General features: G+C 72.8%; 19 protein-coding genes and 1 pseudogene. 6 read left to right on the plus strand and 14 right to left on the minus strand.

Annotated elements, in window-relative coordinates; translation table 11 throughout:
- Window positions 1-2 precede the first annotated feature (2 nt).
- Complete coding sequence (locus AC3CH1_RS34825) at window positions 3-407, minus strand: MerR family transcriptional regulator (protein ID WP_488466526.1); 405 nt, start codon at window positions 405-407, stop codon at window positions 3-5.
- Window positions 408-904: 497 nt separating this feature from the next.
- On the opposite strand from AC3CH1_RS34825, the gene AC3CH1_RS34830 reads away from it, so the two are divergent.
- Window positions 905-2,395, plus strand: a complete 1,491-nt coding sequence (locus tag AC3CH1_RS34830; RefSeq protein WP_488466814.1) for a SulP family inorganic anion transporter — start codon at window positions 905-907, stop codon at window positions 2,393-2,395.
- Between the two features lie 175 nt (window positions 2,396-2,570).
- Window positions 2,571-3,326, plus strand: coding sequence for an alpha/beta fold hydrolase (locus AC3CH1_RS34835; RefSeq protein ID WP_488466527.1), 756 nt, complete (start codon window positions 2,571-2,573; stop codon window positions 3,324-3,326).
- 76 nt (window positions 3,327-3,402) lie between these two features.
- On the opposite strand, the gene AC3CH1_RS34840 is transcribed toward AC3CH1_RS34835, so the two are convergent.
- The 4 genes from AC3CH1_RS34840 to AC3CH1_RS34855 form a co-directional block, all read right to left on the minus strand.
- Window positions 3,403-4,836 carry an MFS transporter gene (locus AC3CH1_RS34840; protein WP_488466528.1) on the minus strand — a complete coding sequence of 478 codons (1,434 nt, stop codon included), beginning with the start codon at window positions 4,834-4,836 and terminating at the stop codon, window positions 3,403-3,405.
- A gap of 166 nt (window positions 4,837-5,002) precedes the next feature.
- Window positions 5,003-6,277 carry an MFS transporter gene (locus tag AC3CH1_RS34845; RefSeq protein WP_488466529.1) on the minus strand — a complete coding sequence of 425 codons (1,275 nt, stop codon included), beginning with the start codon at window positions 6,275-6,277 and terminating at the stop codon, window positions 5,003-5,005.
- An 81-nt stretch (window positions 6,278-6,358) separates the two neighbouring features.
- Window positions 6,359-6,889: a carboxymuconolactone decarboxylase family protein gene (locus AC3CH1_RS34850; RefSeq protein ID WP_488466530.1), complete on the minus strand. Its 531-nt coding sequence runs from the start codon at window positions 6,887-6,889 to the stop codon at window positions 6,359-6,361.
- Window positions 6,890-7,008: 119 nt separating this feature from the next.
- Window positions 7,009-7,839 (minus strand): hypothetical protein, encoded by an 831-nt coding sequence (locus AC3CH1_RS34855; RefSeq protein WP_488466531.1) that lies wholly within the window; start codon window positions 7,837-7,839, stop codon window positions 7,009-7,011.
- Between the two features lie 271 nt (window positions 7,840-8,110).
- Between AC3CH1_RS34855 and AC3CH1_RS34860 the strand changes: the two genes are divergently transcribed.
- A complete protein-coding gene (locus tag AC3CH1_RS34860; RefSeq protein WP_488466532.1) occupies window positions 8,111-9,064 on the plus strand; it encodes an oxygenase MpaB family protein in 954 nt (317 codons plus the stop codon).
- Window positions 9,046-11,259, plus strand: a complete 2,214-nt coding sequence (locus AC3CH1_RS34865; RefSeq protein ID WP_488466533.1) for a serine/threonine-protein kinase — start codon at window positions 9,046-9,048, stop codon at window positions 11,257-11,259. Before AC3CH1_RS34860 ends, AC3CH1_RS34865 begins: the two co-directional genes overlap by 19 nt.
- Before the next feature lie 202 nt (window positions 11,260-11,461).
- Here the strand turns inward: AC3CH1_RS34865 and AC3CH1_RS34870 are convergent, their stop codons facing one another.
- The 4 genes from AC3CH1_RS34870 to AC3CH1_RS34885 all read right to left on the minus strand — a co-directional run bounded on the left by AC3CH1_RS34870 (window position 11,462) and on the right by AC3CH1_RS34885 (window position 15,185).
- On the minus strand, window positions 11,462-12,610 hold the full coding sequence (locus tag AC3CH1_RS34870; RefSeq protein WP_488466534.1) for an SGNH/GDSL hydrolase family protein: 1,149 nt from the start codon (window positions 12,608-12,610) through the stop codon (window positions 11,462-11,464).
- On the minus strand, window positions 12,607-12,831 hold the full coding sequence (locus tag AC3CH1_RS34875; RefSeq protein ID WP_488466535.1) for a hypothetical protein: 225 nt from the start codon (window positions 12,829-12,831) through the stop codon (window positions 12,607-12,609). The genes AC3CH1_RS34870 and AC3CH1_RS34875 overlap by 4 nt, the downstream gene beginning before the upstream one ends.
- A complete protein-coding gene (locus tag AC3CH1_RS34880) occupies window positions 12,828-13,034 on the minus strand; it encodes a hypothetical protein (RefSeq protein ID WP_488466536.1) in 207 nt (68 codons plus the stop codon). Before AC3CH1_RS34880 ends, AC3CH1_RS34875 begins: the two co-directional genes overlap by 4 nt.
- A gap of 186 nt (window positions 13,035-13,220) precedes the next feature.
- Complete coding sequence (locus AC3CH1_RS34885; RefSeq protein ID WP_488466537.1) at window positions 13,221-15,185, minus strand: serine hydrolase domain-containing protein; 1,965 nt, start codon at window positions 15,183-15,185, stop codon at window positions 13,221-13,223.
- Window positions 15,186-15,401: 216 nt separating this feature from the next.
- Here AC3CH1_RS34885 and AC3CH1_RS34890 point away from each other — a divergent pair.
- Window positions 15,402-15,689, plus strand: a pseudogene (locus AC3CH1_RS34890) (nitronate monooxygenase); the annotation flags it as partial.
- A 155-nt stretch (window positions 15,690-15,844) separates the two neighbouring features.
- On the opposite strand, the gene AC3CH1_RS34895 reads toward AC3CH1_RS34890, so the two are convergent.
- Window positions 15,845-18,262: an acylase gene (locus AC3CH1_RS34895; RefSeq protein WP_488466538.1), complete on the minus strand. Its 2,418-nt coding sequence runs from the start codon at window positions 18,260-18,262 to the stop codon at window positions 15,845-15,847.
- Window positions 18,263-18,419: 157 nt separating this feature from the next.
- Between AC3CH1_RS34895 and AC3CH1_RS34900 the strand changes: the two genes are divergently transcribed.
- A complete protein-coding gene (locus AC3CH1_RS34900) occupies window positions 18,420-19,925 on the plus strand; it encodes an acyl-CoA synthetase (RefSeq protein WP_488466539.1) in 1,506 nt (501 codons plus the stop codon).
- 106 nt (window positions 19,926-20,031) lie between these two features.
- Here AC3CH1_RS34900 and AC3CH1_RS34905 read toward each other — a convergent pair whose 3' ends face one another.
- The 4 genes from AC3CH1_RS34905 to paaK all read right to left on the minus strand — a co-directional run bounded on the left by AC3CH1_RS34905 (window position 20,032) and on the right by paaK (window position 23,964).
- Entirely contained in the window at window positions 20,032-20,805 is a 774-nt protein-coding gene (locus tag AC3CH1_RS34905) for an amino acid ABC transporter ATP-binding protein (protein ID WP_488466540.1), read from the minus strand.
- On the minus strand, window positions 20,802-21,683 hold the full coding sequence (locus tag AC3CH1_RS34910; protein WP_488466541.1) for an amino acid ABC transporter permease: 882 nt from the start codon (window positions 21,681-21,683) through the stop codon (window positions 20,802-20,804). Before AC3CH1_RS34910 ends, AC3CH1_RS34905 begins: the two co-directional genes overlap by 4 nt.
- Window positions 21,680-22,558 (minus strand): ABC transporter substrate-binding protein, encoded by an 879-nt coding sequence (locus tag AC3CH1_RS34915; protein WP_488466542.1) that lies wholly within the window; start codon window positions 22,556-22,558, stop codon window positions 21,680-21,682. The genes AC3CH1_RS34910 and AC3CH1_RS34915 overlap by 4 nt, the downstream gene beginning before the upstream one ends.
- 110 nt (window positions 22,559-22,668) lie before the next feature.
- Complete coding sequence (gene paaK / locus AC3CH1_RS34920; RefSeq protein WP_488466543.1) at window positions 22,669-23,964, minus strand: phenylacetate--CoA ligase PaaK; 1,296 nt, start codon at window positions 23,962-23,964, stop codon at window positions 22,669-22,671.
- Between the last annotated feature and the right edge of the window lie 84 nt (window positions 23,965-24,048).

The following is a 24,048-nucleotide window of genomic DNA, read 5'->3' on the forward strand; positions in this document are numbered from 1 at the left end:
TCCTACGGTGCGGGGTCGCCGTCCCAGCGGGCGCGGAGGGTGGCTTCGAAGTCCTCGGCCCGGGCGAGCTGGACGCGCAGCTTCTCGACCTGCTCGGCGGCGGCCTGCTGATAGGCGCGCACCCGGGCCAGCAGCTCCTCGCGCCGGCCGGCGTCGAGCCGGTCGTCCCCGTCGAGCCGGTCGGTGGCATCGAGCAGTTCACGCATCTGGTCCAGGGTGAAGCCGAGCGGCTTCATCCTCCGGATGACCATGAGACGGGCGACGTCGGTCTCGGTGTAGAGGCGGAATCCGCCCTGGGACCGGGCGGAGGGGACGACGAGGCCGGTCTCCTCGTAATGACGGATGGTGCGCAGGGAGAGCTCGGTCCGTGCGGCGACCTCGCCGATCTGCATGTGCTTGCCGTCCACGCCGGTGCCTCTGGCCTCTCTCGTTCCCGGTACGTTCCCGGATCGTCCCCACCGATGCCGCCCCTGGGCACAGGGGGCGCCCCTCCGTCCGGTCGGGCCCTCCTCAGCCGATCTCTACCCTAACGTCAGGGTAGAGTTGCCGGAGGTGAGGCCGCGTTCCGCTGCCCGTACCGCCGTATCGGGGCCGATGAAGCCTCCGACGAAGGTCCGATTGTCTCAGGTTGTCTCAGGAGAAGAGCGTGCGCGAGCCCATGACTTCCGGTGCCGCGCTCTGCCCGCCGTGACGCTCCGGCCCCGGACGTGACCGCGGCCGCACCGAAGCGCTGATCCGCGTCCGTCTCCACCCCGGTCTTCCGGCTCCGCGCTCACGGAGCCGCCCGCGGGGGCCGCCCGGCGCCCCGACATCCCCGCGCACTCGCCCGTCGACGCACTCGCCCGTCGACCGGGCGCGCCCGACCAGGACAGGTACCTCTCCCTTGTCTTCCGCCGCATCCGCTGTGTCCCCGGCCGCCCGCCTGCGCGACCTGAAGCCCGACTGGCTGTCCGATCCGAAGGTGTGGCGTACCGAGGTGCTGGCGGGACTGGTCGTCGCGCTGGCGCTGATCCCCGAAGCGATCTCGTTCTCGATCATCGCCGGAGTCGATCCCGCGATCGGTCTGTTCGCCTCCTTCACCATGGCCGTGGTGATCTCCGTCGTCGGCGGGCGGCGGGCCATGATCTCCGCCGCCACCGGCGCCGTCGCCCTGGTGATCGCACCGTTGAACCGTGACCACGGTCTCGGCCACCTCATCGCGGCCGTCATCCTCGCGGGCGTCTTCCAGATCGTCCTGGGCGCGCTGGGCGTAGCGAAGCTGATGCGGTTCATTCCGCGGTCGGTGATGGTCGGCTTCGTCAACTCCCTGGCCATCCTGGTCTTCATGGCCCAGATTCCCCAGATGACCGACGTGCCCTGGCCCGTCTACCCCCTGATCATCGGCGGCCTCGCACTGATGGTGCTCTTCCCGAGGATCACTACGGTGGTCCCGGCCCCGCTCGTCTCCATCGCCATCCTCACCGTGATCACCGTCGGCGCCGCCATCGCGGTGCCGACCGTCGGCGACCAGGGGGCCCTGCCGTCCTCCCTGCCGGTGCCGGGCCTGCCCGACGTGCCGTTCACCCTCGACACGCTCACGACGATCGCCCCCTACGCGTTCGCGATGGCGCTGGTCGGCCTGATGGAATCGCTGATGACCGCCAAGCTGGTCGACGACATCACCGACACCCACTCGAACAAGACCCGTGAATCCCTCGGGCAGGGCGTCGCGAACATCGTCACCGGCTTCTTCGGCGGCATGGGTGGCTGCGCCATGATCGGCCAGACCATGATCAACGTAAAGGTGTCCGGCGCCCGCACCCGCCTCTCCACGTTCCTGGCGGGCGCGTTCCTGATGGTGCTGTGCATCGTCTTCGGCCCGGTCGTCTCCGACATCCCCATGGCCGCGCTGGTGGCCGTCATGGTCATGGTCTCCTTCGCGACCTTCGACTGGCACTCCATCGCGCCCAGGACCCTCCGGCGGATGCCCGCCGGCGAGATCGCCGTCATGGTGATCACCGTCGCCTGTGTCGTCATCACGCACAATCTCGCCGTCGGCGTGGTCGTCGGCTCCGTCACCGCCATGGTCATCTTCGCCAAGCGCGTCGCCCACGTCGCCGATGTCACCGCCGTCACCGACCCCGACCGCACCACCGTCGTCTACCGGGTCACCGGCGAACTCTTCTTCGCCTCCTCCAACGACATCGTCGGGCGGTTCGACTACGCCAACGACCCCGACCGGGTCGTCATCGACCTGAGCTCGGCCCACATCTGGGACGCCTCCTCCGTCGCCGCTCTCGACGCCATCGAGACCAAGTACGCCCAGCGCGGCAAGACCGTCGAGATCACCGGCCTCGACGATCCGAGCGCGCGCCTCCACGACAGGCTCACCGGAGAACTGGCCGGCGGCCACTGAGCGGACGCCCCCGGGGGAGCCGGTTTTCGGGGAGCGCGCGGCGGCCGGATGGGACTCCGCCGCACGGACGGTGGCACTCCCCGTGGATCCGGTTCGCGGTCCCGGCCGGGGGAAGGGATCCGGTGCGCGCCTCGCCCCGCGCGCCCGATCGTCCACGACCCGGGAGGAACCCCGAATGAGCATGCCGCACCGTCTGATCGGTTCCGGCGACCACAAGGTGCTGGTGCTTCACGACTGGTTCGGGACCAGCTCCGGCTGGGGCTCCTTCCTGGACTACCTGGACGGCGACACCTTCGGATACGCCTTCCTCGACTACCGGGGCTACGGCGATCGCAAAGCCGTCGGTGGCGCGTACACGCTCGCCGAGATCGCCGACGACGCCCTCGCCCTGGCCGGTGAACTCGGCTGGGAGAGCTTCTCCCTCATCGGCCACTCCATGGGTGGCAAGGCGGCCCAGCAGGTGCTGGCACAGGCTCCGGGGAGGGTGCGCAAGCTGGTCGGCCTGGCGCCCGTCCCCGCCGGCGTCTATCCGCTGGACCGCGACGGGGAGGCACTGTTCTACGGGGCGGCGCACGACCGCGACAAGCGACGGGCCATCGTGGACCTGGTCACCGGTCGACGCGCGCCCCGGGTATGGCTCGACCTGATGGTCGACCGCTCCCTGGAGGGGTCGACCCGCGAGGCGTTCGGCGGCTACGTGAAGGACTGGGTCGCCGCCGACCTCACGGAGCGGATCACCGGCAACCCCGTACCGGTCAAGGTCGTCGTCGGCGAGCACGATCTCGCCCTGACGGCCGACGCCATGCGCGCCACGTGGCTCAGCCACTATCCGAACGCCGAACTGGAGGAGATCCCGAACAGCGGCCATTACCCGATGTACGAGACTCCGCTGGCTCTGGCGACCAGCGTCGAGACGTTCCTGCGCGCCTGATCCGACCGCCCGAACCCGACCGCCCCGCAGGGGCCGGCCCACCGGACCGGCCCCTGCGGGTTCGAGCGCCGCCCGCCTAGACGGACTGCTTCTCGCCGGGGGCGGAGTCCTGGGCGGGGGCCCCGCGCAGGGTGAGCAGTGACGCGACCGCGCCGACGGCGGCGAGGGCCGCCGCTCCGACGAAGGCGGCGGAGAACCCGTCGGTGAGTGCTTCGGGGTTGCCGAGTTCACGGGCGCCGTACGCCGCGGACACGGCCGTCATCGCGGCCAGTCCGAGGGCGGAGCCGACCTGGTAGCTGGTGTTGACGATGCCGGAGGCCAGGCCGCCCTCCTCGGGGCGCGCGCTGGACAGCGCGGTGCCGAGGGAGGGAATGAAGGCCAGCGACATGCCGGCCGCGGCCAGCAGGGACGCGGGCAGGACGTCGACCCAGAAGGTGCCGTCCGCCCGGGCGAAGGACAGCCACAGCATGCCTGCGGCGAGGGCCAGCAGCCCGGTGACGATCAGCGGCCTGCTTCCGAAACGGGCCATCAGGCGGGGTGCCAGGACGATCATCATGATCATGATGGCGACCGTCATGGGCAGCAGGGCCGCGCCCGAGGCGAACGCTCCCAGCCCCAGGACCTGCTGGAGGTACAGGTTGAGGAAAAACCACATGGGGATCCACGCGGCGGCCATCAGCAGCTGTGCGATGTTCGCGCCTGCGAGGTTGGGGGCCTTCCAGATGCCCAGCCGCATCAGCGGCTCACGGCGCTTCGACTGGATGGCGACGAACGCGGCGATGAGCGCCAGGCCGGCCAGCAGGACGAGCCAGGTCTCGGCCGAGCCCCAGCCGGTTTCCGGGGCGCGGACGATGGCGTAGACGGCGGTGGCCAGTCCCACGGTGACGGTGGCCGCTCCGCCGAAGTCGACGGATCCGCGGCGGACGGCGGAGGAGGGCATGACCCCCGGGGTGAAGGCCAGCACGATCAGGGCGATCGGGATGTTGATGTAGAACACCCAGGGCCAGCTGGCGTACTCGGTGATCACACCGCCGAGGAAGACGCCGGCGGTGCCGCCCGCCGGGGCCGCCGCGCCGTACAGCGCCAGCGCCTTGGTCAGTTCCTTGGGGCGGGAGCCGAAGAGCATCATCAGCAGGGTCAGGGCGGCCGGGGCGATCAGCGCGGCGCCGACGCCTTGCAGGGCGCGTCCGGCCAGTTCGATCCAGATCTCGGAGGCGAGGCCGGCGACCAGGGATCCCCCGGCCATCACGATCCACCCGGCGACGAAGATCCGCTTGGCGCCGAACAGGTCGGAGAGCCGCCCGCCGAGCAGGAGGAGCCCGCCGAAGGCCACGACGTAGGCGTTGAACACCCAGGAGAGGCCCTCGGGGGAGAAGCCCAGGTCCACCTGCATCTTGGGGAGCGCCACGCCAATGATGGACGTGTCCATGATGACCGTGAACTGGGCCAGGGCTATGAGGACGAGTGCCGTCCAGCGGCGTGGGCTGGGCGGGGCGGACGAGGTTGACATGACTTTCTCCAATACGGGAGGGGGGTATCTGGCTTCGCTTGGGCAGATACCCCCCAGGGGTATGGCGAGCTGCTGTTGGGTCGATCGAATGCGGCTGTCGGAGGCTGAGGCCCCCGTAACCGGGCTCCGTCCGGGCCCGTGCGACGTCGGCGACCGACAGCGCGTTCTACGCGGCCCTGGAGAGGGCGGACCGGTCCGACGGGCGTCCGGCCGGGACGGGGGTCAGGGCCCCGGGCGCGGCTCCTCGTCCGTCGTGGCGCGGCCACAGGAGGAGGGCGCCGATCGCGCCCGCGGCGGCGAGCGCCGCGAGGGCGGACCAGGCGGCGGCGAAGCCGGTGTTCGTGCCGAGCCATCCGGCGACGGGGTAGGTGATCAGCCAGGCGAGGTGCGAGAGGGAGAACTGGGCGGCGAAGACCCCGGGGATCGCGTTCGGTTCGACCGAGGCGCGCAGGACCTTGCCGGTCGGGGTGATGACGAGCGCCATGCCGATGCCGATCAGGGCCCAGACGATCGCCGTACCGATCCAGGCGGTCGGTCCGGCCGTGGCGAGCGTCACCGCGGCGGCCGTGCCGCCGACGAGGACTCCCGCGCCGGTCACCATGACCGTCCGGGCGGCGACCCGGTCGAGTACCCGCGGCAGGACTAGGGCGGCCAGCAGGGTCCCGCCGCCGGAGGCGGCGAGCATCCACGCGACGGCCGACTGCGAGCCCCCGAGCTCGTCACGGACGTAGTTGACGGTGTTGACGACGACGATCGAGCCCGCCGCCGCGACCGCGAGATTGAGCGCCATGATGCCGCGCAGCCGCGGTGTCCCGAGGAAGGTCCTGATCCCCGCCGTCGCCCTGTCCCACGCCCGGGTGTGGGAGCTGGGACGGGCCTCGGGGATGCGCGTCGACAGCACGAGCAGGCCGGAGAGGAGGAATCCGGCGGAGGTGCCGAGGAACAGCCGGTCGAAGCTCAGGAACGCCAGGGCGACCGCTGCCAGGACGGGGGAGAGGAGGCTCTCCATCGTGGAGGCGACCTGCGAGGCGGACAGGGCGCGTACGTAGTCGGACTCCTCGGTGACGATGTCGGGGATGACGGCCTGGAACGTCGGGGTGAACGCCGCGGAAGCGGCCTGGAGCAGGCCGACCAGGAGGTAGATGTGCCAGATCTCCGTGACGAACGGCAGCGCCAGGACCACCACGGCGCGCACCGCGTCGAGGAGGGTCAGGAGGGTTCTTCTGGGAAGACGGTCGACGTACGCGGCGGCGACCGGGGCGATGACCACGTACATGACCATCTTGATGGTCAGGGCGGTGCCGAGGACGGCCCCGGCGCTCGGACCGGCGAGGTCGTAGGCGAGCAGCCCGAGGGCCACGGTGGCCAGGCCGGTGCCGAAGAGGGCGATGATCTGCGCGCCGAACAGGCGGCGGTAGTCGCGGTTGGCGAACAGGCGCATGGCGTGTTCCTTCCGGGTCCGTGCGGCGGGGCGCGGCCTCGCGCCGGAGGCCGCGCCCCGCGCGGGGAGGCGGGGGAGTCCCTACGCATCGGCGTCGCTCTCCGGAGTGAGTCCGGCCAGCAGGTTGAAGGCGCCGGTGAGGACGTTGAGTGCGACGACCCCGACGACGTCGGCTATCGCGCGGTCGCTGTAGCCGTGCTCGCGGAGCGCGAGGAGCTGGGCGTCGGTGATCGAGGTCGGCTCGCGGTGGACCTGGAGGGCGAGGGCGATGATCGCCGCGATCCCGGGGTCGTCCGAGGTGCCCGCGCGGGCACGCTCGATCTCGCCCTCGTCCACTCCCAGCCTGCGAGCGGCGCCGACATGGGCGTCCAGACAGAGCCGGCAGCCCTGCAGGGTCTGGACGGCGATCGAGATCCGTTCGCTGGTCCCGCGGTCGAGCTTGGCTCGGCCCATGGCCCGGCTGAGTTGCAGATAGCCGCCCAGGACGGCGGGCGAGTGCGCCATTGTGGAGACCATGTCCCCGACCTCGCCGTGCCGGGAGACCAGCTCGGCCAGGAGGTCGCGCGAGGCGCCGACCGCTGTATCGGGTGTGAGTCGGGTCAGGCGGGGCATGGCGGTCCTTCCGACGGGGAGGCTGTGCTGGAGGGTGGTGGGGCGCTCGACGGATCGAGCGCCCCACGACGGGGCCGTGCGCGGCCGGGCCGGGCCGGCCGGTGAGTTCCCGCGGCCGGTCAGTGGTGGGCGTGGCCGCCGTGGTGGCCCGCGTGCTCGGACGCCGCCCGGGGCGCCGCGTCCGGGCCGGGTGCGGTCGCGGTGGTCCGTACCGTGAACTCGGCGGTCCGGACGACGTCCTCGTGCTGGAAATCCAGGTAGAGGCGGTAGACGCCGCCCGACGGCGCCGCGGCCATGAAGGTGATCCCGGGCCCCGGCTCGGTGACGCCGTCGCCGGGCTCGCCGTCCGGGTGGACGTGGAGATAGCCCAGGTCGCCGACCCGCAGCGCCACCAGGTGCCCGTACGCGCCCAGGTAGGGCTGCAGATCGGTGACCGGCCGCCCGTTCCGGCTGACGGTGAGCGTCAGGTCGCTCGCCGTGCCGGGCAGGAGCTCGCCGTCGAGGGTGACGGTGTACTCGCCGACGTGGGCGCTGCGCGCACCGCCGGGAATCGGCTGCGGGTCGTACGGCCCGGCGACCGAGGCGTCGATGCCCAGCGTCAGGGTTCCGTCGTGGCCGTCCGGGTGGATGTCGGCGAAGAACCTCCAGTCCCCAGGCTCCAGCGTCAGGTCGACGCTCCAGGTGCCCTTCCCGTCCATCACCGGGTGCACGTGCTGGAAGCCGGTCGTGTCGCGCCGGACGGCGATGAAGTGCAGCTTCTTCTCGTGCTCGGGCGTGAACGCGGTCACCGGGCGTCCGTCGGGACCGGTCACCCGGAAGGTGACCGTCCGTACCCCGGGCGGAGAGACCGTCGAGTCGAGTTCGAGGGTGTACCCGTTCTCGGAGACCGACAGCCCACCGGGACGGGCCCCGCCGTGGGCGGTCATGTCGTGGCCGGAATGGTTGTTCATCGTGACTCCACGTGTGTGATGTGCCTTCGGGTCTTCTTTTCCGTCCTGGGGACACCCGCCATAACAACATACCCCCCAGGGGTATTCCAGGGGTGTGCCGAACGCGGCCTCGCACGGGCCGTGAACCGCTCGGCCGCCCAGCACGGGGCCGAGCCGCCGCCCGCGCCGCCCTGCCGGGGACGCCCCTCCCCGACGTACCATCGGTCCCGGTCCCGGTCCGTGCGCGTACCGGCGCCGCCCCCGTGCACCGCCGAACCGGAGGTACCCGCGGATGAACGACGTCTCCCCGCCGCGACCCGACCCCGGCCTCTTCGGGCCCCGGTCGGTCACCTGGCAGCTGCACGGCGACCCGATGATGTGGATCGCGGGCATCCGTGCCCTCTACCTCCAGGCACTCCACCCGCGCGCCGTGCGCGGAGTCACCCAGAACTCCGACTTCCGCCGGGATGCCTGGGGCCGGCTCATGCGTACGGCGTCCTTCGTCGGCACCATCACCTACGGCACCACCGACGCCGCCGAAGAGGCGGGCGCCCGGGTCCGCCGGATCCACCGGGCGATCGAGGCCACCGACCCGGACACCGGGGAGACGTACGGCGTCGACGAACCGGAACTGCTGCTCTGGGTGCACTGCGCCGAGGCCGACTCCTACCTCCAGGTCCAGCGCCGCTCCGGCTACCCCCACACCGACGCCCAGGCAGACCGGTACATCGACGAACACCGCACCGGTGCCCGCCTCGTCGGCCTCGACCCGGACCGGGTGCCCGCCACCACCGCCGCACTCGCCGCCTACTTCGACCGCGTACGCCCCGAACTCGCCGCCGGAGCCGAGGCCGCCGACGTCGACGACTTCCTCCGCAGCCCGCCCGTGCGCCCCTGGCTCGTTCCGGCGCGCGCCCTGGTGTGGCGGCGGGTGGCGGCGCTGGCCTACCAGTCCCTGCCCCCGTACGCCCACGAGCTGTACGGCCGCCCCGCCCCGCCGCCGGCCACCGTCGACCGGCGGCTGCGCGCCACCGGCGCCGTCCTGCGGGCGATCCCGGACCGGGTGCGCTGGCAGCTGCCGCCCGGTCATATCCTCGGTGCGATGGCACGGCTGGGGCCCGACAGCCGCCCCGCCGCGCACAAACTCCGCGGGCCGGCCGCCATACTGGACGGGCCGGGGAGGGCACAGCGCCAGCAGCGGGGAACTACGGGGGCGGGAAGCGGCAGATGGCGGACACCAGGCTGATCCAGAGCCGGTACCGACTGCTCGAACTGATCGGGCGCGGCGGCATGGGCGAGGTGTGGCGCGCCCGCGACGAGTCGCTGGGCCGTCAGGTCGCCGTCAAATGCCTCAAACCCATGGGCCCCCAGCACGACCGGGCGTTCACCCGTATCCTGCGCGAACGCTTCCGGCGCGAGGCCCGGGTGGCCGCCTCCCTCCAGCACCGGGGCGTCACCGTCGTGCACGACTTCGGCGAGCACGAGGGCGTGCTCTACCTCGTCATGGAGCTGCTCGACGGGCACAACCTGAGCCAGCTGCTGGAGGAGAACCAGCAGCACCCGCTGCCCGTCGACCACGTCGTCGACATCGCGGAACAGGTCGCCGACGCCCTCGGCTACACCCACCGGCAGGGCATCGTCCACCGCGACCTCAAGCCGGCCAACATCATGCGGCTGACCGACGGCACGGTGAAGATCTGCGACTTCGGCATAGCGCGCCTCGGCCACGACATCGGCATGACGTCCCGCCTCACCACCACCGGCGTCGCCATGGGCACCCCGCACTACATGTCGCCCGAGCAGATCAGCGGCAAGGAGGTCGACCACCGCAGCGACCTCTACTCACTGGGCTGCGTCCTGTACGAAATCGCCACCGGCGTACCGCCGTTCGACCAGGACGACGCCTGGGCCGTGCTCGTCGGCCACCGCGACACCCCGCCGGAACCGCTGCGCACGCACCGTGCCGACCTGCCCGGCTTCCTCGACCGCGTCGTCCTCGACCTGCTCGCCAAGGCCCCCGAGGAGCGGCCCGTCGACGCGGGCGACCTGCGCCGCCGCATCGTCCTCGGCCGGACCGGGGAACAGCCCGCGCTCGGGCCGGGACCCCTCGCCCTGCCCGGCGCCGAGCGGCTGCCGGCCCCGCGCATCAGGGCCCTGCCCGCCTGGACCCGCTCCATGACCGCCGGACACCGGGCGACCGGGGCGACGGGCCCCGGCGTGCAACGGCCCGACCCGGCCGCGGGGCTGACGGGCCGGTGGACCACCACCGCCCCGCACTCCGCCACCGCCCCGCACTCCGGCCCCGCCGTCCCCGGGCCGGCCGGGCCCCCCGTTCCCGATCTCCTCGCCACGCTCGACGGCCGTCACGGCGCGGGCATCGACCTCGGCCGCCTGGGCCGCTGGGAGGAGGCGGGCGAGGTGCACCGGGAGGTCGCCGCCCAGCGTGGCCGCGTTCTCGGCCCCGACCACCCCGACACCCTCGCCAGCCGTTACGAACTCGGCCTCACCCTCAGCCGCACGGGCCGGGCCGAGGACGGGCTGCACGAGTTCGCCCGGGTCGCCGAGGGCCGCGAACGCGCCCTGGGCGCCGACCACCCGCAGACGCTCGCCGCCCGCCAGGCGACCGCCCACGCCCTGGGCCGGCTCGGCCGGCACGCCGAGGCCCACCAGGTGTACGGGGCGGTCCTCGCCGTCCGCGAACGCGTCATGGGCCCCGACCACCCCGACACCCTGCGCTGCCGCCACAACATGGCGTTCAACCTCAGCAGGCTGGGGCGGCCCGAGGAGTCCTGGCAGCTGGCCCGGGAGGTCGCCGACGCCCGCGCCCGGCTGCTCGGCCCGACGCACCCCGACACCCTCACCACCCGCTACGAAGTGGCGTACACGCTGGGCAGGCTGGGCCGCTGGGCCGAGGCGCTGGACACCTTCCAGGACGTCGCCAGGGCCCGCGCGAGCACCCTCGGCCCCGATCACCCCGACACGTTCGCCGCCCGCTACGAGGCCGGCATCAGCCTCGGCCGGCTCGGCCGCGACGCGGAGGCCCTGGAGCTGTACCGCTCCCTGGTCGCCGACCGCACCCGGACCGCGGGCGCCGCCGACCCCGAGACGCTGCGCGCCCGGCACGGGCTCGGGGTCAACCTGGGGCGGACGGGCCGCTGGGAGGAGGCGCTCGCCGAGGCGCGCGAGGTCTGCGCGCTCCGGGAACGCACCCTCGGACCCGATCACCCGGACACCGTGATCAGCCGCCGGGAGGTCGCCGCGGGGCTCGGCTGGCTCGGCCGGTGGAGCGAGGCGCTGACGGCGTACCGGGAGGTCGCCGCGGCGCGCGCCCGGGTGCTGGGCCCCGACCACCCCCAGACGCTGGCGGCCCGCGACGACGAGGCGCACTGCCTGGAGCGGCTCGGACGGTCGGCGGAGGCCGCCGGACCGCACCGCACCTGACCCGCACGCCCGCCCAAGACCGGCCGGGACGCCGGCGACGACGCCTCCCGGCGTCAACGGGGCCCGGCCACAGCGCGGTGACGGCCGCGCCTGGCCGGTGACGCCGGTTCCTCAGGCCCCGAACACCCCCCCCGCAGCGCACCGAGCTTGCGCGGCAGGGCGTACGCGGCGCCGCCCTGGGGAGATCTCGGCTCACGACGGCTCACAAAAGGTCACGGCGGTCGACGGCGGCGGCGAGCGCCGCGTGACCGGAAGGGCCCGGATGCAGACCGTCGCCGCTGTCGTGGGCGGGGAGCATCCGGGACGGTCGGTCCGGGTCGCGCAGTGCGGCGTCGAAGTCGGCCACGCCGTCGAAGATCCGCCCGGTGCGCACGGCCCGGTTGATCTGCTCGCGCACCGCGTCCACCTCGGGCGACCAGCGGGTCCACCCCTCGAACGGGGTGATGGTGGCGCCCACGACCCGCAGCCCGGCGCCCCGGGCGCGCAGCGCCACCTGCCGGTAGCCGGCCAGGACCTGGTCCGGACCGCTCTGGCCCGGCGGCTGCTGGAGGTCGTTGACGCCCAGGTGGACGAGCACCGTCCGCAGTCCCGGCAGCCCGAGCACGTCACGGTCGAAGCGGGCCTGGCCGCCGGGCCCGAAGCGGACGTCGTCGAGCAGCAGCCGGTTGCCGCTGATCCCGAGGTTGGCGACGGCCGCCCCGGGCAGCCGCCGCGCCAGCTGGTCGGGCCACCGCAGATCGGCGTCGTCGGGGGTGCCGACGCCCTCCGCGATGGAGTCGCCGAACACCGCGAGCACCGGGCCGCGCGCCCCGGTGGTCTCCACCCCGGTCAGCAGGAGGACCGACCGGGTGCGCACCCCGTCGACGGTGTGCCAGGCATGGGTGTTGCGGTGGAAGGAGAGCGGGCCGGTCGGGCCGGGGACCCGCGTCCGCACCTCCAGCCGCGCCCCGTCTGCCACCCGCAGCCCCGCGACGGGGTCACTGGTCAGACTCGCGCCCGCCGCCAGCCACTCCTGGCTCCGCCCTGCGAAGGTCACCGGCCGGCCGTCCGCGGTCACCGGGCCGACCAGCACGGGCGCGGTCCCGAAGGCGTTCGCGTACCGCAGCCGGACCGCGCCTCCGGCCGACAGCCGCAGCACGGCCGTGCAGTCGCCGTCGGTCAGCCCGGCGTACGCCACCGGATCGGTGGCGGTCGGCGCGGTCTGGGCCGTGGCCCAGGACGTCGTCCAGCGCGAACGCGCGGGGCCGGTGGGCCCCGCCGCGCGCGCGTCCGCCGCCGTGGCGGCGACCGCGGCGGCCCCGGCTGCCGCCGCGTACAGAACCCCGCGTCTCGCGGGCCCCCGGCCGCTCACCGCGGGCCCACACCGGTCGGGTCGTAGGAGCTGCCGTAGGTGCCCACGGCGTCGCCGCCCGCGGTGCCGCTCATGGTGTTGGAGCAGACGGGGCCCTGCGGGGTGCGCGTGAACCTGATGCCCCCGCCCACGTTGCCGGTGATGGTGTGGTCGTTCACCTCTGCCCCCGTGACGAGGTAGCGCAGCCGCAGGCACGCGTCAACCGCGTTCTTGAGGGTCATGCCGATGACGTGCAGGCCGCCGCCCCCGTCTGGATCGCGGCCGGTCGGGCGCCCGCCCACGTACCGGAGTTCGCGTCGCTCCCGGACGGCGACACGTAGTACGCGCGCGCCGCCTCGGCCGCGGCCGACGGCGTGGTCACGACGAGCGGGGCGAGGCCGGCGACGAGCGCGGCGGTCGGGGCGGTGCGCGGAAGTCGGGTCATCAGGCGCGCCTCCTGGAATCGGCGAAGGACAGGGCGAGCAGGACCGGAACACTCGGGCCGAGCAGCAGTGGCCCCAGCGGTACGACGGGGGAGAGCGGGACGGCGGAGAGTCGACGCCGCCCGGTGGACCGAGGGCGGTGCGCGGGGCGCCGGCCGCCGACGCGCCCCTCCCCGTTCGGGCCTGGCTCAGTCCGCCGAGGGAACCCAGCCGGTCGCCTCGATCCGGCCGGCGTCCCGGGGCCGTTCCGCGTCGAAGACCGTGCGGACGCCGTCGTGGATCCGCAGCCCGTCCACGTACGCGCCGCGTCCCACGTACAGCCGGTCGGTGGCGTAGCGCCAGCGCAGGCGTACGTCCCGGCCGCGCCAGGCCGTCAGGTCCGCCTCGAGACGGTGCCACACGCGCCCCGACCAGCCGGTCACCGAACCGGCCGGGTGCGGCTGCGGAACCGGCCGGTGGCCGGAGGCCGGCGCGAAGGTGGTGAACGGCACCGGCTGCCAGTCCTGCCCCGTCGAGGCTTCCAGGAAGAGGCCGTCGGCGGCCCGTTCGGTGTCCCACCACAGGGCGCACTCCAGGCGGGCCCGTGCGGAGTCCAGACGCAGGGCGGGCAGGGTGAGGGTGGCGGTGGACGCGCTCGCCATCCCGGAGAACCACGCCGTACGCCCCCGTTCGGGTCGCACCGGGACGGCCCGCGCCAACTGGTTGGCGGCCGCCACCCGGGGTGCACTGCCCGAGCGCCAACTCCGCACCGGGTGGACGGAGTTGCCCAGCACGATGAGGAAGGTGTCGGTCGACGGGTCGAGCACCAGGCTGGTCCCGGTGAATCCGGTGTGCCCCGCACTGCGCGGGGTCGCCATCGCCCCCATGTACCAGTGCTGGTAGAGCTCGAAGCCGAGGCCGTGCTCGTCACCCGGGAACGCGGTGTTGAAGTCGGTGAACAGCAGGTCGACCGACTCCTCGGACAGGACGCGGGAGCGGCCGTACACCCCGCCGTTGAGGAGGGTCCGGGCGAGGATCGCGAGGTCCCAGGCGCAGGAGAACACCCCGGCGTGGCCCGCCACCCCGTCCAGGCTGTAGGCGTTCTCGTCGTGCACCTCGCCCCAGACCAGCCCGCGATCGATGCCGGACCAGGGCGGCCGGGCGTCCTCGGTCGCCGCGATCTTCGGCTTCCAGGAGGCGGGCGGGTTGTAGCGGGTGCGGTGCATCCCGAGCGGGGCGGTGATCTCCTCGCGGAGCAGGGCGTCCAGCGGGCGGCCGGTGATCTTCTCCAGGATCAGTTGCAGCGAGATCAGGTTGAGGTCGGAGTAGAGGTACGCGCTGCCCGGGGTGCTCGCCGGGACCTCGTCCCACAGCCTCCGGAGTTTCCCTTCCCGGGTCGGCTCCTCGTACAGCGGGATCCACGAACGGAAACCCGAGGTGTGCGTCAGCAGGTGGCGGACGGTGATGTCCTGCTTGCCGCCGCCCGCGAAGTCCGGGAGGTACGAGGCGACCGTGGCCTCCAGCTCCAGCGCCCCGCGCTCGATCTGCTGGACCGCCAGGAGCGAGGTGAACAGCTTGGAGATGGAGGCCAGGTCGAAGACGGTGTCCTCGGCCATCGCGATCTGCTGGTCCGCGGGGAACTCCACCCCGGTGTCGGTCTTCTCGTCGTACGCGGCATAGCGCACCGCCTTCCCGATCGGCCGGTGCAGCGCCACCGTCCCGCCCCGCCCGGCGAGCAGGACCGCGCCCGCGTACCAGGGGTGCGCGGGGGAGTCGGCGAGGTAGGCCTCGGCGTCCCGGACGAGCTGGTCCAGCGGCTCCTGGAGCAGCCCGGCGCGCGCCGCGCTCCCGCGCCGCAACGTGGGCCGGTGCGCCCCTGACTCCATGCCCGCTCCCCTGCCCGCCGCTCTGTCCGCCGTCCCCGCGCGCGGCCCGCCCCGGTCGGCCGCGCCCGCGAGCGGAATCGGCGTCAGCGCGAGGGCGCCGCCCAGCGCCAGTATCCCGCCGCCCAGCCACCGCCGGGCGATGCCACGGCCGGCCGCGCGGGCGCCGGCGGCCCGACCCCCGGCCGGACGCGGGCCGGTCGTGGAGCCGTGGCCTCCGGCCGGCTCCGGGCCTCCTCGCGCGTCCCGGCCGTTCGCCGCCCGTCCCTCGCCCCGCATGTCCCCGGTCATCCGCAACTCCTTCCCGCGTCCGACGTCCGGTCAGCGGGCCGTGCCCGCCGCGCCGGAGCCCCCGCGAAAGTAATTTCCGAAATCTCGCCGAGCAGTGAAAGTTCCTGCCGCCGCAGAGATTACTGTCACCCCCGCGCTCCCGGGTGCGTCCCGGCCCGCAAAGAATCTGACGCTGCATCAGTGAAGGTCTTCTCTCGGCCGCCCCGCTGCGGCATCCTGCCGCCCAGGGAGACGGAACTGAGCCGCCAACCGGGAATCGAGCACACCGTCTTCGGCTTCACGCCGTTCCCCGAGGTCGCCGCGGCCATCACCAGAGCCGGCGGCTTCGGTGTGCTCGGAGCGGTGCGCTACACCGCTCCCGAGGATCTCGCGCGCGACCTGGACCGCCTGCACGACCTCGCCGACGGCAAGCCCTACGGCCTCGACGTCGTCATGCCTGCCAAGAAGGTCGAGGGCGTCACCGAGGCGGACGTCGAGGCGATGATCCCGGCACGGTTCTTCGGCATGACGTGACCGCCACCCGCCCCCCGCCGCCCTCGCGGCAGACGGCTCAGCGGAGCGTGACGCGTCGCGCGCATGTTCACGACACGTCAGTGAGAAGGGGCGCCCGTGCGCCGAGGCGGACGCCCCTCGCACGGCGCACGGGCGCACCCACCGCGCTACCGCCGCTCGTTCACCCGCACCACCCGCAGAGCCGGCGAGCGGGCGATGTCCTTCTCGCAGAAGCGGGACGTCACCCAGCGCTCACCCGCGTACAGCCGGGTCTGGTCGCTGAAGTGCGGGGACTTCGGGTTCTCCGACTGGGAGTACGTCAGCAGCGTCCGGGCCACCGGGCAGCGACTGTCGTCCCAGCCGACCGCCTGGATGTAGCTGGAGCCCGACGACACCTCCGTATAGCCGCCTCCCGCCGCGTTCCACCGCGGCTCGGTCTTATTCCAGACGCCCAGCGACTCCGTCCCGCCGCCGATCGGGAGCCGCTTGCCGTTCCGTACGACGAACTGGTGCTCACCCAGCGGCGCGTCCAGCGCGATGCCCGCCGCCCGCAGCTCCGCCACGGCGTCCGCCAGGGCCCTGCCCAGAACGGGCGCGGCCGTGTTCAGGTCGCGCGGAGTGCGCACCGGGTCGGCCGGATCGAACGGCGTCCTCCACAGCTCGGCGGCGCGCGCCGACGACGCCTTCCGCCAGAAACGGTCGAAGAGCAGCGCGCCCCGGCTGTCGCTGTCCACACTCCGGTCCCAGCGCCGCAACACCCGGCAGGCCGCCGACACGTCGACCGGCGTCCCGTCCGTGCCCACCGCCGTGCCGCCCGGCAGCGCCGCACACCACTCGGCCGCCTCGGAGGCCGCCAGATCCCCGGCAGGCGCACGGTTGGCGAACTGCTGCCGCTGAAGGTCCCCGACCCGGAGCCGGCCCCGGTCCGCCATCGACGCGACGTCCTCGACCGCGCCGCGCGTCCGCATCGACCGGGGCCTGGCGATCGTGCCGAAGACCCGCTCGTACCCGGTCAGCGGCCGATCCAGGTTGGTCAGCCACGCGCTGTCGTTGGAGTTCTCCACGTACGGCTGGTCCTTCAGCACCGGCATCCGGCCCGGGCCGAAGATCCCCGGCCGCACCGCGTCCGGGTCGCTGCCCAGCGCGCAGTCCGCCCTCGAGCCGTCCAGCACCGCGAGACCGGAAGCGGGGTAGGTGGCCCGGCCCAGCGGGGTGGAGCAGCGCTCCGCCAACTCGTCCGTGATCCTCGGGAGCACCTGCGACTGGGCGAAGAACGAGTGACCCGCCCGATCCGCCGCGATCGTGTTCACCCAAGGCAGACCCTGCGACCGGTGCAGCGCACGCTCGACGTCACCCGTGGAACGGGCCTTGCCGAAACCCAGCCCGGTGTCCGCCATCCGCAGATTCGTCGCGTTCGGATCGTTCAACGCGTACGCCGTGCTCGCCGTCCACGGCAGCGGCAGCTCCCCGTCCAACGAGGTGACCACCGGCCCGTAGCGGGTCCACCACTGGGTGCGGGTTACATCGGCCGCGCCGCCCTTCACCGGGACGCTCACCGTCCGCTTCGTCATCCGCTCCCGCTTGCCGTCCACCAGATAGGCGGTCGGGTCGGCCGGATCGAGGTCGAGCTGATGCAGGTTCAGCGTGACGCCCGTGGCGACCGTATGGCTCCACGCCACATCGGCGTTGTGCCCGATCGAGATCGTCGTCGAGCCCAGCAGGGACGCGCCCGACACGTTCAGCTCGCCGGGGATCGTCTGCTGCGCCTGCCAGAACCGGCGTCCGCCCTTCCACGGGTAGTGCGGATTGCCGAGCAGCAGCCCACGCCCGTTCACCGTGGTGGAGCCGTCGAAGGCCACCGCGTTGGACCCCATGTCCGCGTTCTGCGTCGACAGCAGCCGCTGCGCCGCCCTCGCCGCCTCCTCGGGCGTGACCCCGGTCGCCGGGGGAGCGGCGGTCGGCGGCCGCGCCGCCGTGATGCCGTCGATGCCGCGCCCCTGGCCGCCGAGCACCGCCAGCGCGTAGCCGCGCGCCGCCACGTCCAGCGCCGTCACCGGGCGTACCCAGGACGCGCCCCGACAGGCAGGGTCGGTGATCCGGTTCTGCGCGATCCACGCGTTGTACCCGGCGGCGAACCCACGCATCGTCTCCTTGACGTCCCGGCTCGGACCGGCGGGCGGGGGCTCCTCGAGGAGCTTCTCCACCGTGCCGCTGTCCCGGACGCCCCGGAAGTACAGGTCGCTGGAGAGGTTCGTCGCCGCCGAGGAGAGGGAGTAGTCCGTGGCGGCGTCCGGGCCGAAGAACCTCGACCGCTCCCCGCGCACCGTGAGGAAGCCGTCCGCCAGCGTGCACACCTGGTCGGCGGCCTGCGCCCAGCCGGTGCCGAACCCCAGCCGCGCGTAGTCCTTCGCCACGATGTGCGGAATGCCGTACTCCGTGTACCGGATGACGGCGGAGAGTCCGCCCCCGGACGGGTGCCGTGTCTCGTGGGTCCCGGACGCGGCGGCCGGCGGCAGCGACGCCGACACGGTGAACAGGGCGAGACCGGCGACCCCGAGCAGTCTCAGACGGTTGCGTAACGTCAAGGCGTTTCCTCCCAGCGGTGCGGGTGGCACGGGCGCGGCCGGTCCGGAACGCCGGGGCGGCCAAGCGTCACTCAGCCAGGAGCCCCGCAAGCTGTCAACCGTCTGGTCGGTATCCGGCCTCTTGACCCCCGGGGGCCGGGCCGCACAGGATCACGCCATGACAGGTGTACGCAGCAGCACAGTCGACGGCGTCCTCACCCGCAGCGCCCGGCGCACCCCCGACCGGACCGCCGTGCGGTACGCCGGCCGGGCCTGGACCTACCGCTCCCTGGACGCCGCCGTCTCCACGGCCGCCGCCGTCCTCACCGAGGAGCACGCTCTCGCCCCCGGCGACCGGGTGGCCGCCTACGCGCACAACTCCGACGCCTATCTGATCGGCTTCCTCGCCTGCGCACGGGCCGGTCTCGTCCACGTACCGGTCAACCAGAACCTCACCGGCGACGACCTGACCTACCTCCTCGACCAGTCCGGCTCCTCCCTCGTCCTGACCGACCCGGACCTCGCCGCGCGGCTCCCCGCCGGACTCCCGGTGCGCGCGCTGCGCGACGCCCCCGGCTCGCTGCTCGACGCCCTGGAGACGGAACGGGTCTTCGCCCCGCAGCGCCCGCCCGCCTCCGACGACCTGGTGCAGCTGCTGTACACCTCCGGGACCACCGCCCTGCCCAAGGGCGCGATGATGACGCACGGGGCCCTGGTCCACGAGTACGTCAGTGCGATCACCGCGCTCGGCCTCGACGCCGCAGACCGGCCCGTGCACTCCCTGCCGCTCTACCACTCGGCCCAGATGCACGTGTTCCTGCTGCCGTATCTGGCGGTCGGCGCGGAGAACACCATCCTGGACGCGCCGGACGCCGCCACGATCTTCGACCTCGTGGAAGCGGGGCGGGCCGACAGCCTGTTCGCCCCGCCCACGGTCTGGATCGGCCTCGCCCATCACCCGGAGTTCGCCACCCGCGACCTCGCCGGTCTGCGCAAGGCGTTCTACGGGGCCTCGATCATGCCCGTGCCCGTCCTCGAGCGACTGCGCAGACGCCTCCCGCACCTGGCCTTCTTCAACTGCTTCGGCCAGAGCGAGATCGGCCCCCTGGCCACCGTGCTGGGCCCCGACGAGCACGAGGGCCGGATGGAGTCCTGCGGCCGGCCGGTCCTCTTCGTGGAGGCCCGGGTCGTCGACGAGAAGGGCGAGGACGTCCCCGACGGCACCGCGGGCGAGGTCGTCTACCGCTCGCCCCAACTGTGCTCCGGCTACTGGGACAAGCCCGAGGAGACGGCGGACGCCTTCCGCGACGGCTGGTTCCACTCCGGCGACCTCGCCGTCCGCGACGCCGAGGGCTTCCTCACCGTCGTCGACCGGGTCAAGGACGTCATCAACTCCGGCGGCGTCCTGGTCGCCTCCCGCCAGGTCGAGGACGCCCTCTACACCCACCCCGCCGTCGCCGAGACCGCGGTCATCGGCCTCCCCGACGACCGCTGGATCGAGGCCGTCACCGCCGTCGTCGTCCTGCGGGGCGAGGCGGACGAGAGCGAACTCATCGCCCACGCCTGCGAGAAGCTCACCGCCTTCAAGGCGCCCAAGCGCGTCGTGTTCGTGGAGTCGCTCCCGCGTAACGCCAGCGGAAAGATCCTCAAGAGGCAACTGCGGGACGAGCTGGGCTCGAACTGACCTTCCTGAGACCGGCCTTGCCCGAGACCGGCCGTGCCCCGAGACCGGCTTTGCCCTGAGACCGGCCGCTCCCTGAAGCCGGCGTTCTGAACTCCAGGACCGGCCGTTACAACCGCCCCGCCTCCACGATCCGCCGCAGGAACCGCCGGGTGCGCTCCTGGCGGGGCGCGCCGAAAACCTCCTCCGGCGTGCCGCGTTCCAGCACCACTCCGGCGTCCAGGAAGCACACCTGGTCGGCGACCTCGCGCGCGAACGCCATCTCGTGGGTGGCGATGACCATCGTCATGCCGTCCTCCTTCACCTCCCGTACGAGACCCAGCACCTCGCCCACCAGTTCCGGATCCAGGGCGGCCGTGACCTCGTCCAGGAGGAGCAGCCGGGGGCGTACCGCCAGCGCCCGGACGATCGCGGCCCGCTGCTGCTGACCGCCGCTGAGCCGGTCCGGGTACTCGTCCGCCTTCGCCCCGAGCCCCAGCCGCTCCAGCAGCTCCCGGGCCTCCGCCTCGGCCCGGGGCCGGGAGAGCCCGTGGACGCGGCGCGGGGCCAGGGTGATGTTCTGCAGCACGGTCAGATGGGGGAAGAGATTGTACGCCTGGAACACCACGCCGATCCGTCGGCGCACCGCGTCCGCGTCGGCCCGGGGGTCCGTGATCTCCTCGCCCTCCAGCCAGATCGCCCCGTCGTCGATCTCCTCCAGGAGATTGGCGCAGCGCAACAGGGTCGACTTCCCGGACCCCGAAGCGCCGATCAGGGCGGTCACCGTGTGCGGGGCGACCTCCAGGTCGACGTCCCGCAGCACCGGCGACGCCCCGAACGACTTGCGGACCGCCTCCATCCGCAGTACCGGAGAGGCTGCTTCCGGGGCCGGTGTCACGCTCATACGATCCCTCCCTGGGCCCGCCGCCGGTCCATCCGCGCCGTCACCCAGTCGGTGAGCCGGGTCATCGGGATGGTCAACGCCACGAAGACCAGACCCGCGACGACGTACGGGGTGTAGTTGAAGTCCTTGCTCGCGATGATCTGCGCCGCGTACACGGCGTCCACCGCCCCGGCGATGGAGACGAGCCCGGTGTCCTTCTGGAGCGACACCAGGTCGTTCAGCAGCGGCGGCACCACCCGCCGCACCGCCTGCGGCAGCACCACGAAGCGGAGCGCCTGCCCGCCGCTCAGCCCCAAGGAACGCGCCGCGGCCCGCTGCGAGGGATGCACGGATTCGATGCCGGCCCGGAAGACCTCGGCGACGTACGCCGAATAGGTCAGCACCAGCGCGCCGCCGCCCAGCAGCACCGGATCGGTGGTCACCCCCTCCAGCCGCAGGGCGGGCACCCCGAACACCACCATCAGCAGGCAGATGATGAGCGGCAGCCCCCGGAAGAAGTCGGTGTACGCGGTGGCCAGGGCCCGCACGGGGAAGAACACCGGCCCGCGCAGGGTGCGCGCCACCGCCAGCAGCAGGCCGAACACCAGGACGGCCGCACCGCACACGGCGAGCAGCCGGAGGTTCAGCCACAGCCCCTCCATGACCTGCGGGAAGGCGACGCGCGCGTAATGGGCGCTGAAGAACGTCTCCTTGGTACGGGTCCAGCCGGGTGAGCCCGTGATCAGCAGGAACAACACCGCGCCCGTCACCAGGGTGCTGGTCGCGGCGATCGCGGTGGCCCGCCGGGTGCGGGCCCGCCGGTACCGCTCGCGGGCGATCCGGCGCTCGGAGGGGACGTAGCCGTCCTCGTGGACGGCCGGCGTCTTGTACAGGGTCACTTGAGCACCGGCGCGTCGACGGCCTCGGAGAGCCACTTCGTCTCCAGGGCCGCGAGCGTGCCGTCCTCCCGCAGGGCGTCCACCGCACCGCTGACACAGGAGGTGATCGTGCTCTCCCGGTCCAGGACCAGACCGAACTGCTCGGGATCACCCGAGGGGGCGGCGAACTGGCCCACCACCTCGGCCTCGGGCACCTCTGCCCCGGTGATGTAGAAGGCGGTCGGCAGGTCCACGACGATGGCGTCCACCTGACCGGTCTTCAGCGCCGATTTGGCGAAGTCGTTGCGCTGGTAGACGGCCGGCTTCTCGCTCGGCTTCACCAGGTCGGTGATGAAGTCGAGGCTGGTGGTGCCCACCTGCGCGCCGAGCTTCACGTCCTTGAGGTCGGCCACCCGCGTCGCCTTCGCGGCCTTCGACGACTTCAGCGCGACGACGGCCTGGCGCACGTCGTAGTAGCCGGAGGAGAAGGCGACGGCCTTCTTCCGCTCCTCACTGACGGAGACCTGGTTGATGTCGAAGTCGAACTTCTTCGCGCCGGGCGCGAACGCGCTGTTGAACGGGGTGTGCTGCCAGACCACCGCGTCGCGGCCGTAGCCGAGCCGCTGCGCCACGGCGTACGCCACCGCCGACTCGAAGCCCTTCCCGTTGGACGGCTCGTCGTCGGAGAACCAGGGGGCGTACGCGGGCTTGTCGGTGCCCACGGTCAGCTTGCCGGACACCTGGGTGGCGAGCTTGCCGGGAGCGCAGGACGCCGTCGCACCGGCGGCCCGGTCGGGTGCCTCCTCCTCCGCTTGCGGGGCACACCCCGTGAGGGCGGCCAAGAGGGCGACGGCGGAGCAGACGGCGGTGACCAGGGACCGGTTGGCGAGATGCATAGCGGGAGACTGGCAGTGCCCGGCCCTCCCTGTCGAGACTTCCCGGCCGCTGTCCGCATCGTGGGAACGGGTGTTGCGGTGGTGTGAACACGCCCGTCACCGGGGCTGTCTCAGCCCGTGCCGGACTGCCGCAGATCCACGATCCGCCGAATCTTGCCCACCGAGCGTTCGAGCGTCTGCGGATCCACGATCTCGACGCTCACCGACACCCCGATGCCGTCCTTCACCGCCGCCGCGATGGCCCGCGCCGCCTTCTCCCGTTCCTCGGTCGTCGCGTCCGCCCGCGCCTCCGCGAAGACCGTCAGCGCGTCCAGCCGCCCGTGCCGGGTCAGCCGCAGCTGGAAGTGCGGGGCGACGGCCGGCGTACGCAGCACGATCTCCTCGATCTGCGTGGGGAAGAGGTTCACCCCGCGCAGGATCACCATGTCGTCGCTGCGGCCGGTGACCTTCTCCATCCGGCGGAACGTCCGCGCCGTCCCCGGCAGCAGTCGCGTCAGATCCCGGGTGCGATAGCGGATCACCGGCATCGCCTCCTTGGTCAGCGAGGTGAAGACCAGCTCCCCCTCCTCGCCGTCCGGCAACAGCTCACCGGTGAACGGGTCCACGACCTCCGGATAGAAGTGGTCCTCCCAGATGTGCAGCCCGTCCTTCGTCTCCACGCACTCCTGAGCGACCCCCGGGCCCATCACCTCGGAGAGCCCGTATATGTCGACCGCGTCGATGGCGAACCGGTCCTCGATCTCCCGCCGCATCCCCTCGGTCCACGGCTCCGCGCCGAAGATCCCGACCCTCAGGGACGTCGAACGCGGATCGACGCCCTGTCGCTCGAACTCGTCCAGCAGCGTCAGCATGTACGACGGGGTGATCATGATGATCTCGGGCCGGAAGTCCTGGATCAACCGGACCTGGCGCGCGGTCATGCCCCCGGACGCGGGGATCACCGTGCAGCCGAGCCGCTCCGCCCCGTAGTGCGCCCCGAGCCCGCCGGTGAACAGCCCGTATCCATAGGCCACATGAACCTTGTGACCGGGCCGCCCGCCCGCCGCCCGGATCGAACGGGCCACCACGTCCGCCCAGGTGTCCAGGTCCCGTTCGGTGTAACCGACGACCGTCGGACGCCCCGTCGTGCCGCTGGAGGCGTGGATCCTGCGCACCTCGTGCTCCGGCACCGCGAACATCCCGAACGGGTAGTTGTCCCGCAGATCCGCCTTCACGGTGAACGGGAACCGGGCCAGATCGGCGAGCGCCCGGCAGTCGTCGGGCCGAAGCCCCGCGCTCTCGAAGGCGTTCCGGTAGAAGGGGACGTTGTCGTACGCGTGGCGCAGCGTGGACCGGAGCCGCTCCAGTTGCAGGGCCTCCAGTTCGCCCCGGCCGAGCCGTTCCGCCGCGTCCAGCATGGCCGTCATCAGGCCCCTTCCCTCCGAAACAGGCGACCGAGAAGTCACGGACAGGCCGCAAGGGGGCGACCGATCATTCGGTCGATCTTCCTG

Source organism: Streptomyces sp. MGP-P1 (assembly GCF_057766565.1).

Excerpts from the sequence above, each read along its gene's own strand:
- AC3CH1_RS34835 (WP_488466527.1), top strand. The coding sequence starts at position 2,571 with ATGAGCATGCCGCACCGTCTGATCGGTTCCGGCGACCACAAGGTGCTG.
- AC3CH1_RS34840 (WP_488466528.1), bottom strand. The coding sequence starts at position 4,836 with ATGTCAACCTCGTCCGCCCCGCCCAGCCCACGCCGCTGGACGGCACTC.
- AC3CH1_RS34845 (WP_488466529.1), bottom strand. The coding sequence starts at position 6,277 with ATGCGCCTGTTCGCCAACCGCGACTACCGCCGCCTGTTCGGCGCGCAG.
- AC3CH1_RS34850 (WP_488466530.1), bottom strand. The coding sequence starts at position 6,889 with ATGCCCCGCCTGACCCGACTCACACCCGATACAGCGGTCGGCGCCTCG.
- AC3CH1_RS34855 (WP_488466531.1), bottom strand. The coding sequence starts at position 7,839 with ATGAACAACCATTCCGGCCACGACATGACCGCCCACGGCGGGGCCCGT.
- AC3CH1_RS34860 (WP_488466532.1), top strand. The coding sequence starts at position 8,111 with ATGAACGACGTCTCCCCGCCGCGACCCGACCCCGGCCTCTTCGGGCCC.
- AC3CH1_RS34865 (WP_488466533.1), top strand. The coding sequence starts at position 9,046 with ATGGCGGACACCAGGCTGATCCAGAGCCGGTACCGACTGCTCGAACTG.
- AC3CH1_RS34875 (WP_488466535.1), bottom strand. The coding sequence starts at position 12,831 with ATGACCCTCAAGAACGCGGTTGACGCGTGCCTGCGGCTGCGCTACCTC.
- AC3CH1_RS34880 (WP_488466536.1), bottom strand. The coding sequence starts at position 13,034 with ATGACCCGACTTCCGCGCACCGCCCCGACCGCCGCGCTCGTCGCCGGC.
- AC3CH1_RS34885 (WP_488466537.1), bottom strand. The coding sequence starts at position 15,185 with ATGACCGGGGACATGCGGGGCGAGGGACGGGCGGCGAACGGCCGGGAC.
- AC3CH1_RS34900 (WP_488466539.1), top strand. The coding sequence starts at position 18,420 with ATGACAGGTGTACGCAGCAGCACAGTCGACGGCGTCCTCACCCGCAGC.
- AC3CH1_RS34905 (WP_488466540.1), bottom strand. The coding sequence starts at position 20,805 with ATGAGCGTGACACCGGCCCCGGAAGCAGCCTCTCCGGTACTGCGGATG.
- AC3CH1_RS34915 (WP_488466542.1), bottom strand. The coding sequence starts at position 22,558 with ATGCATCTCGCCAACCGGTCCCTGGTCACCGCCGTCTGCTCCGCCGTC.
- paaK (WP_488466543.1), bottom strand. The coding sequence starts at position 23,964 with ATGACGGCCATGCTGGACGCGGCGGAACGGCTCGGCCGGGGCGAACTG.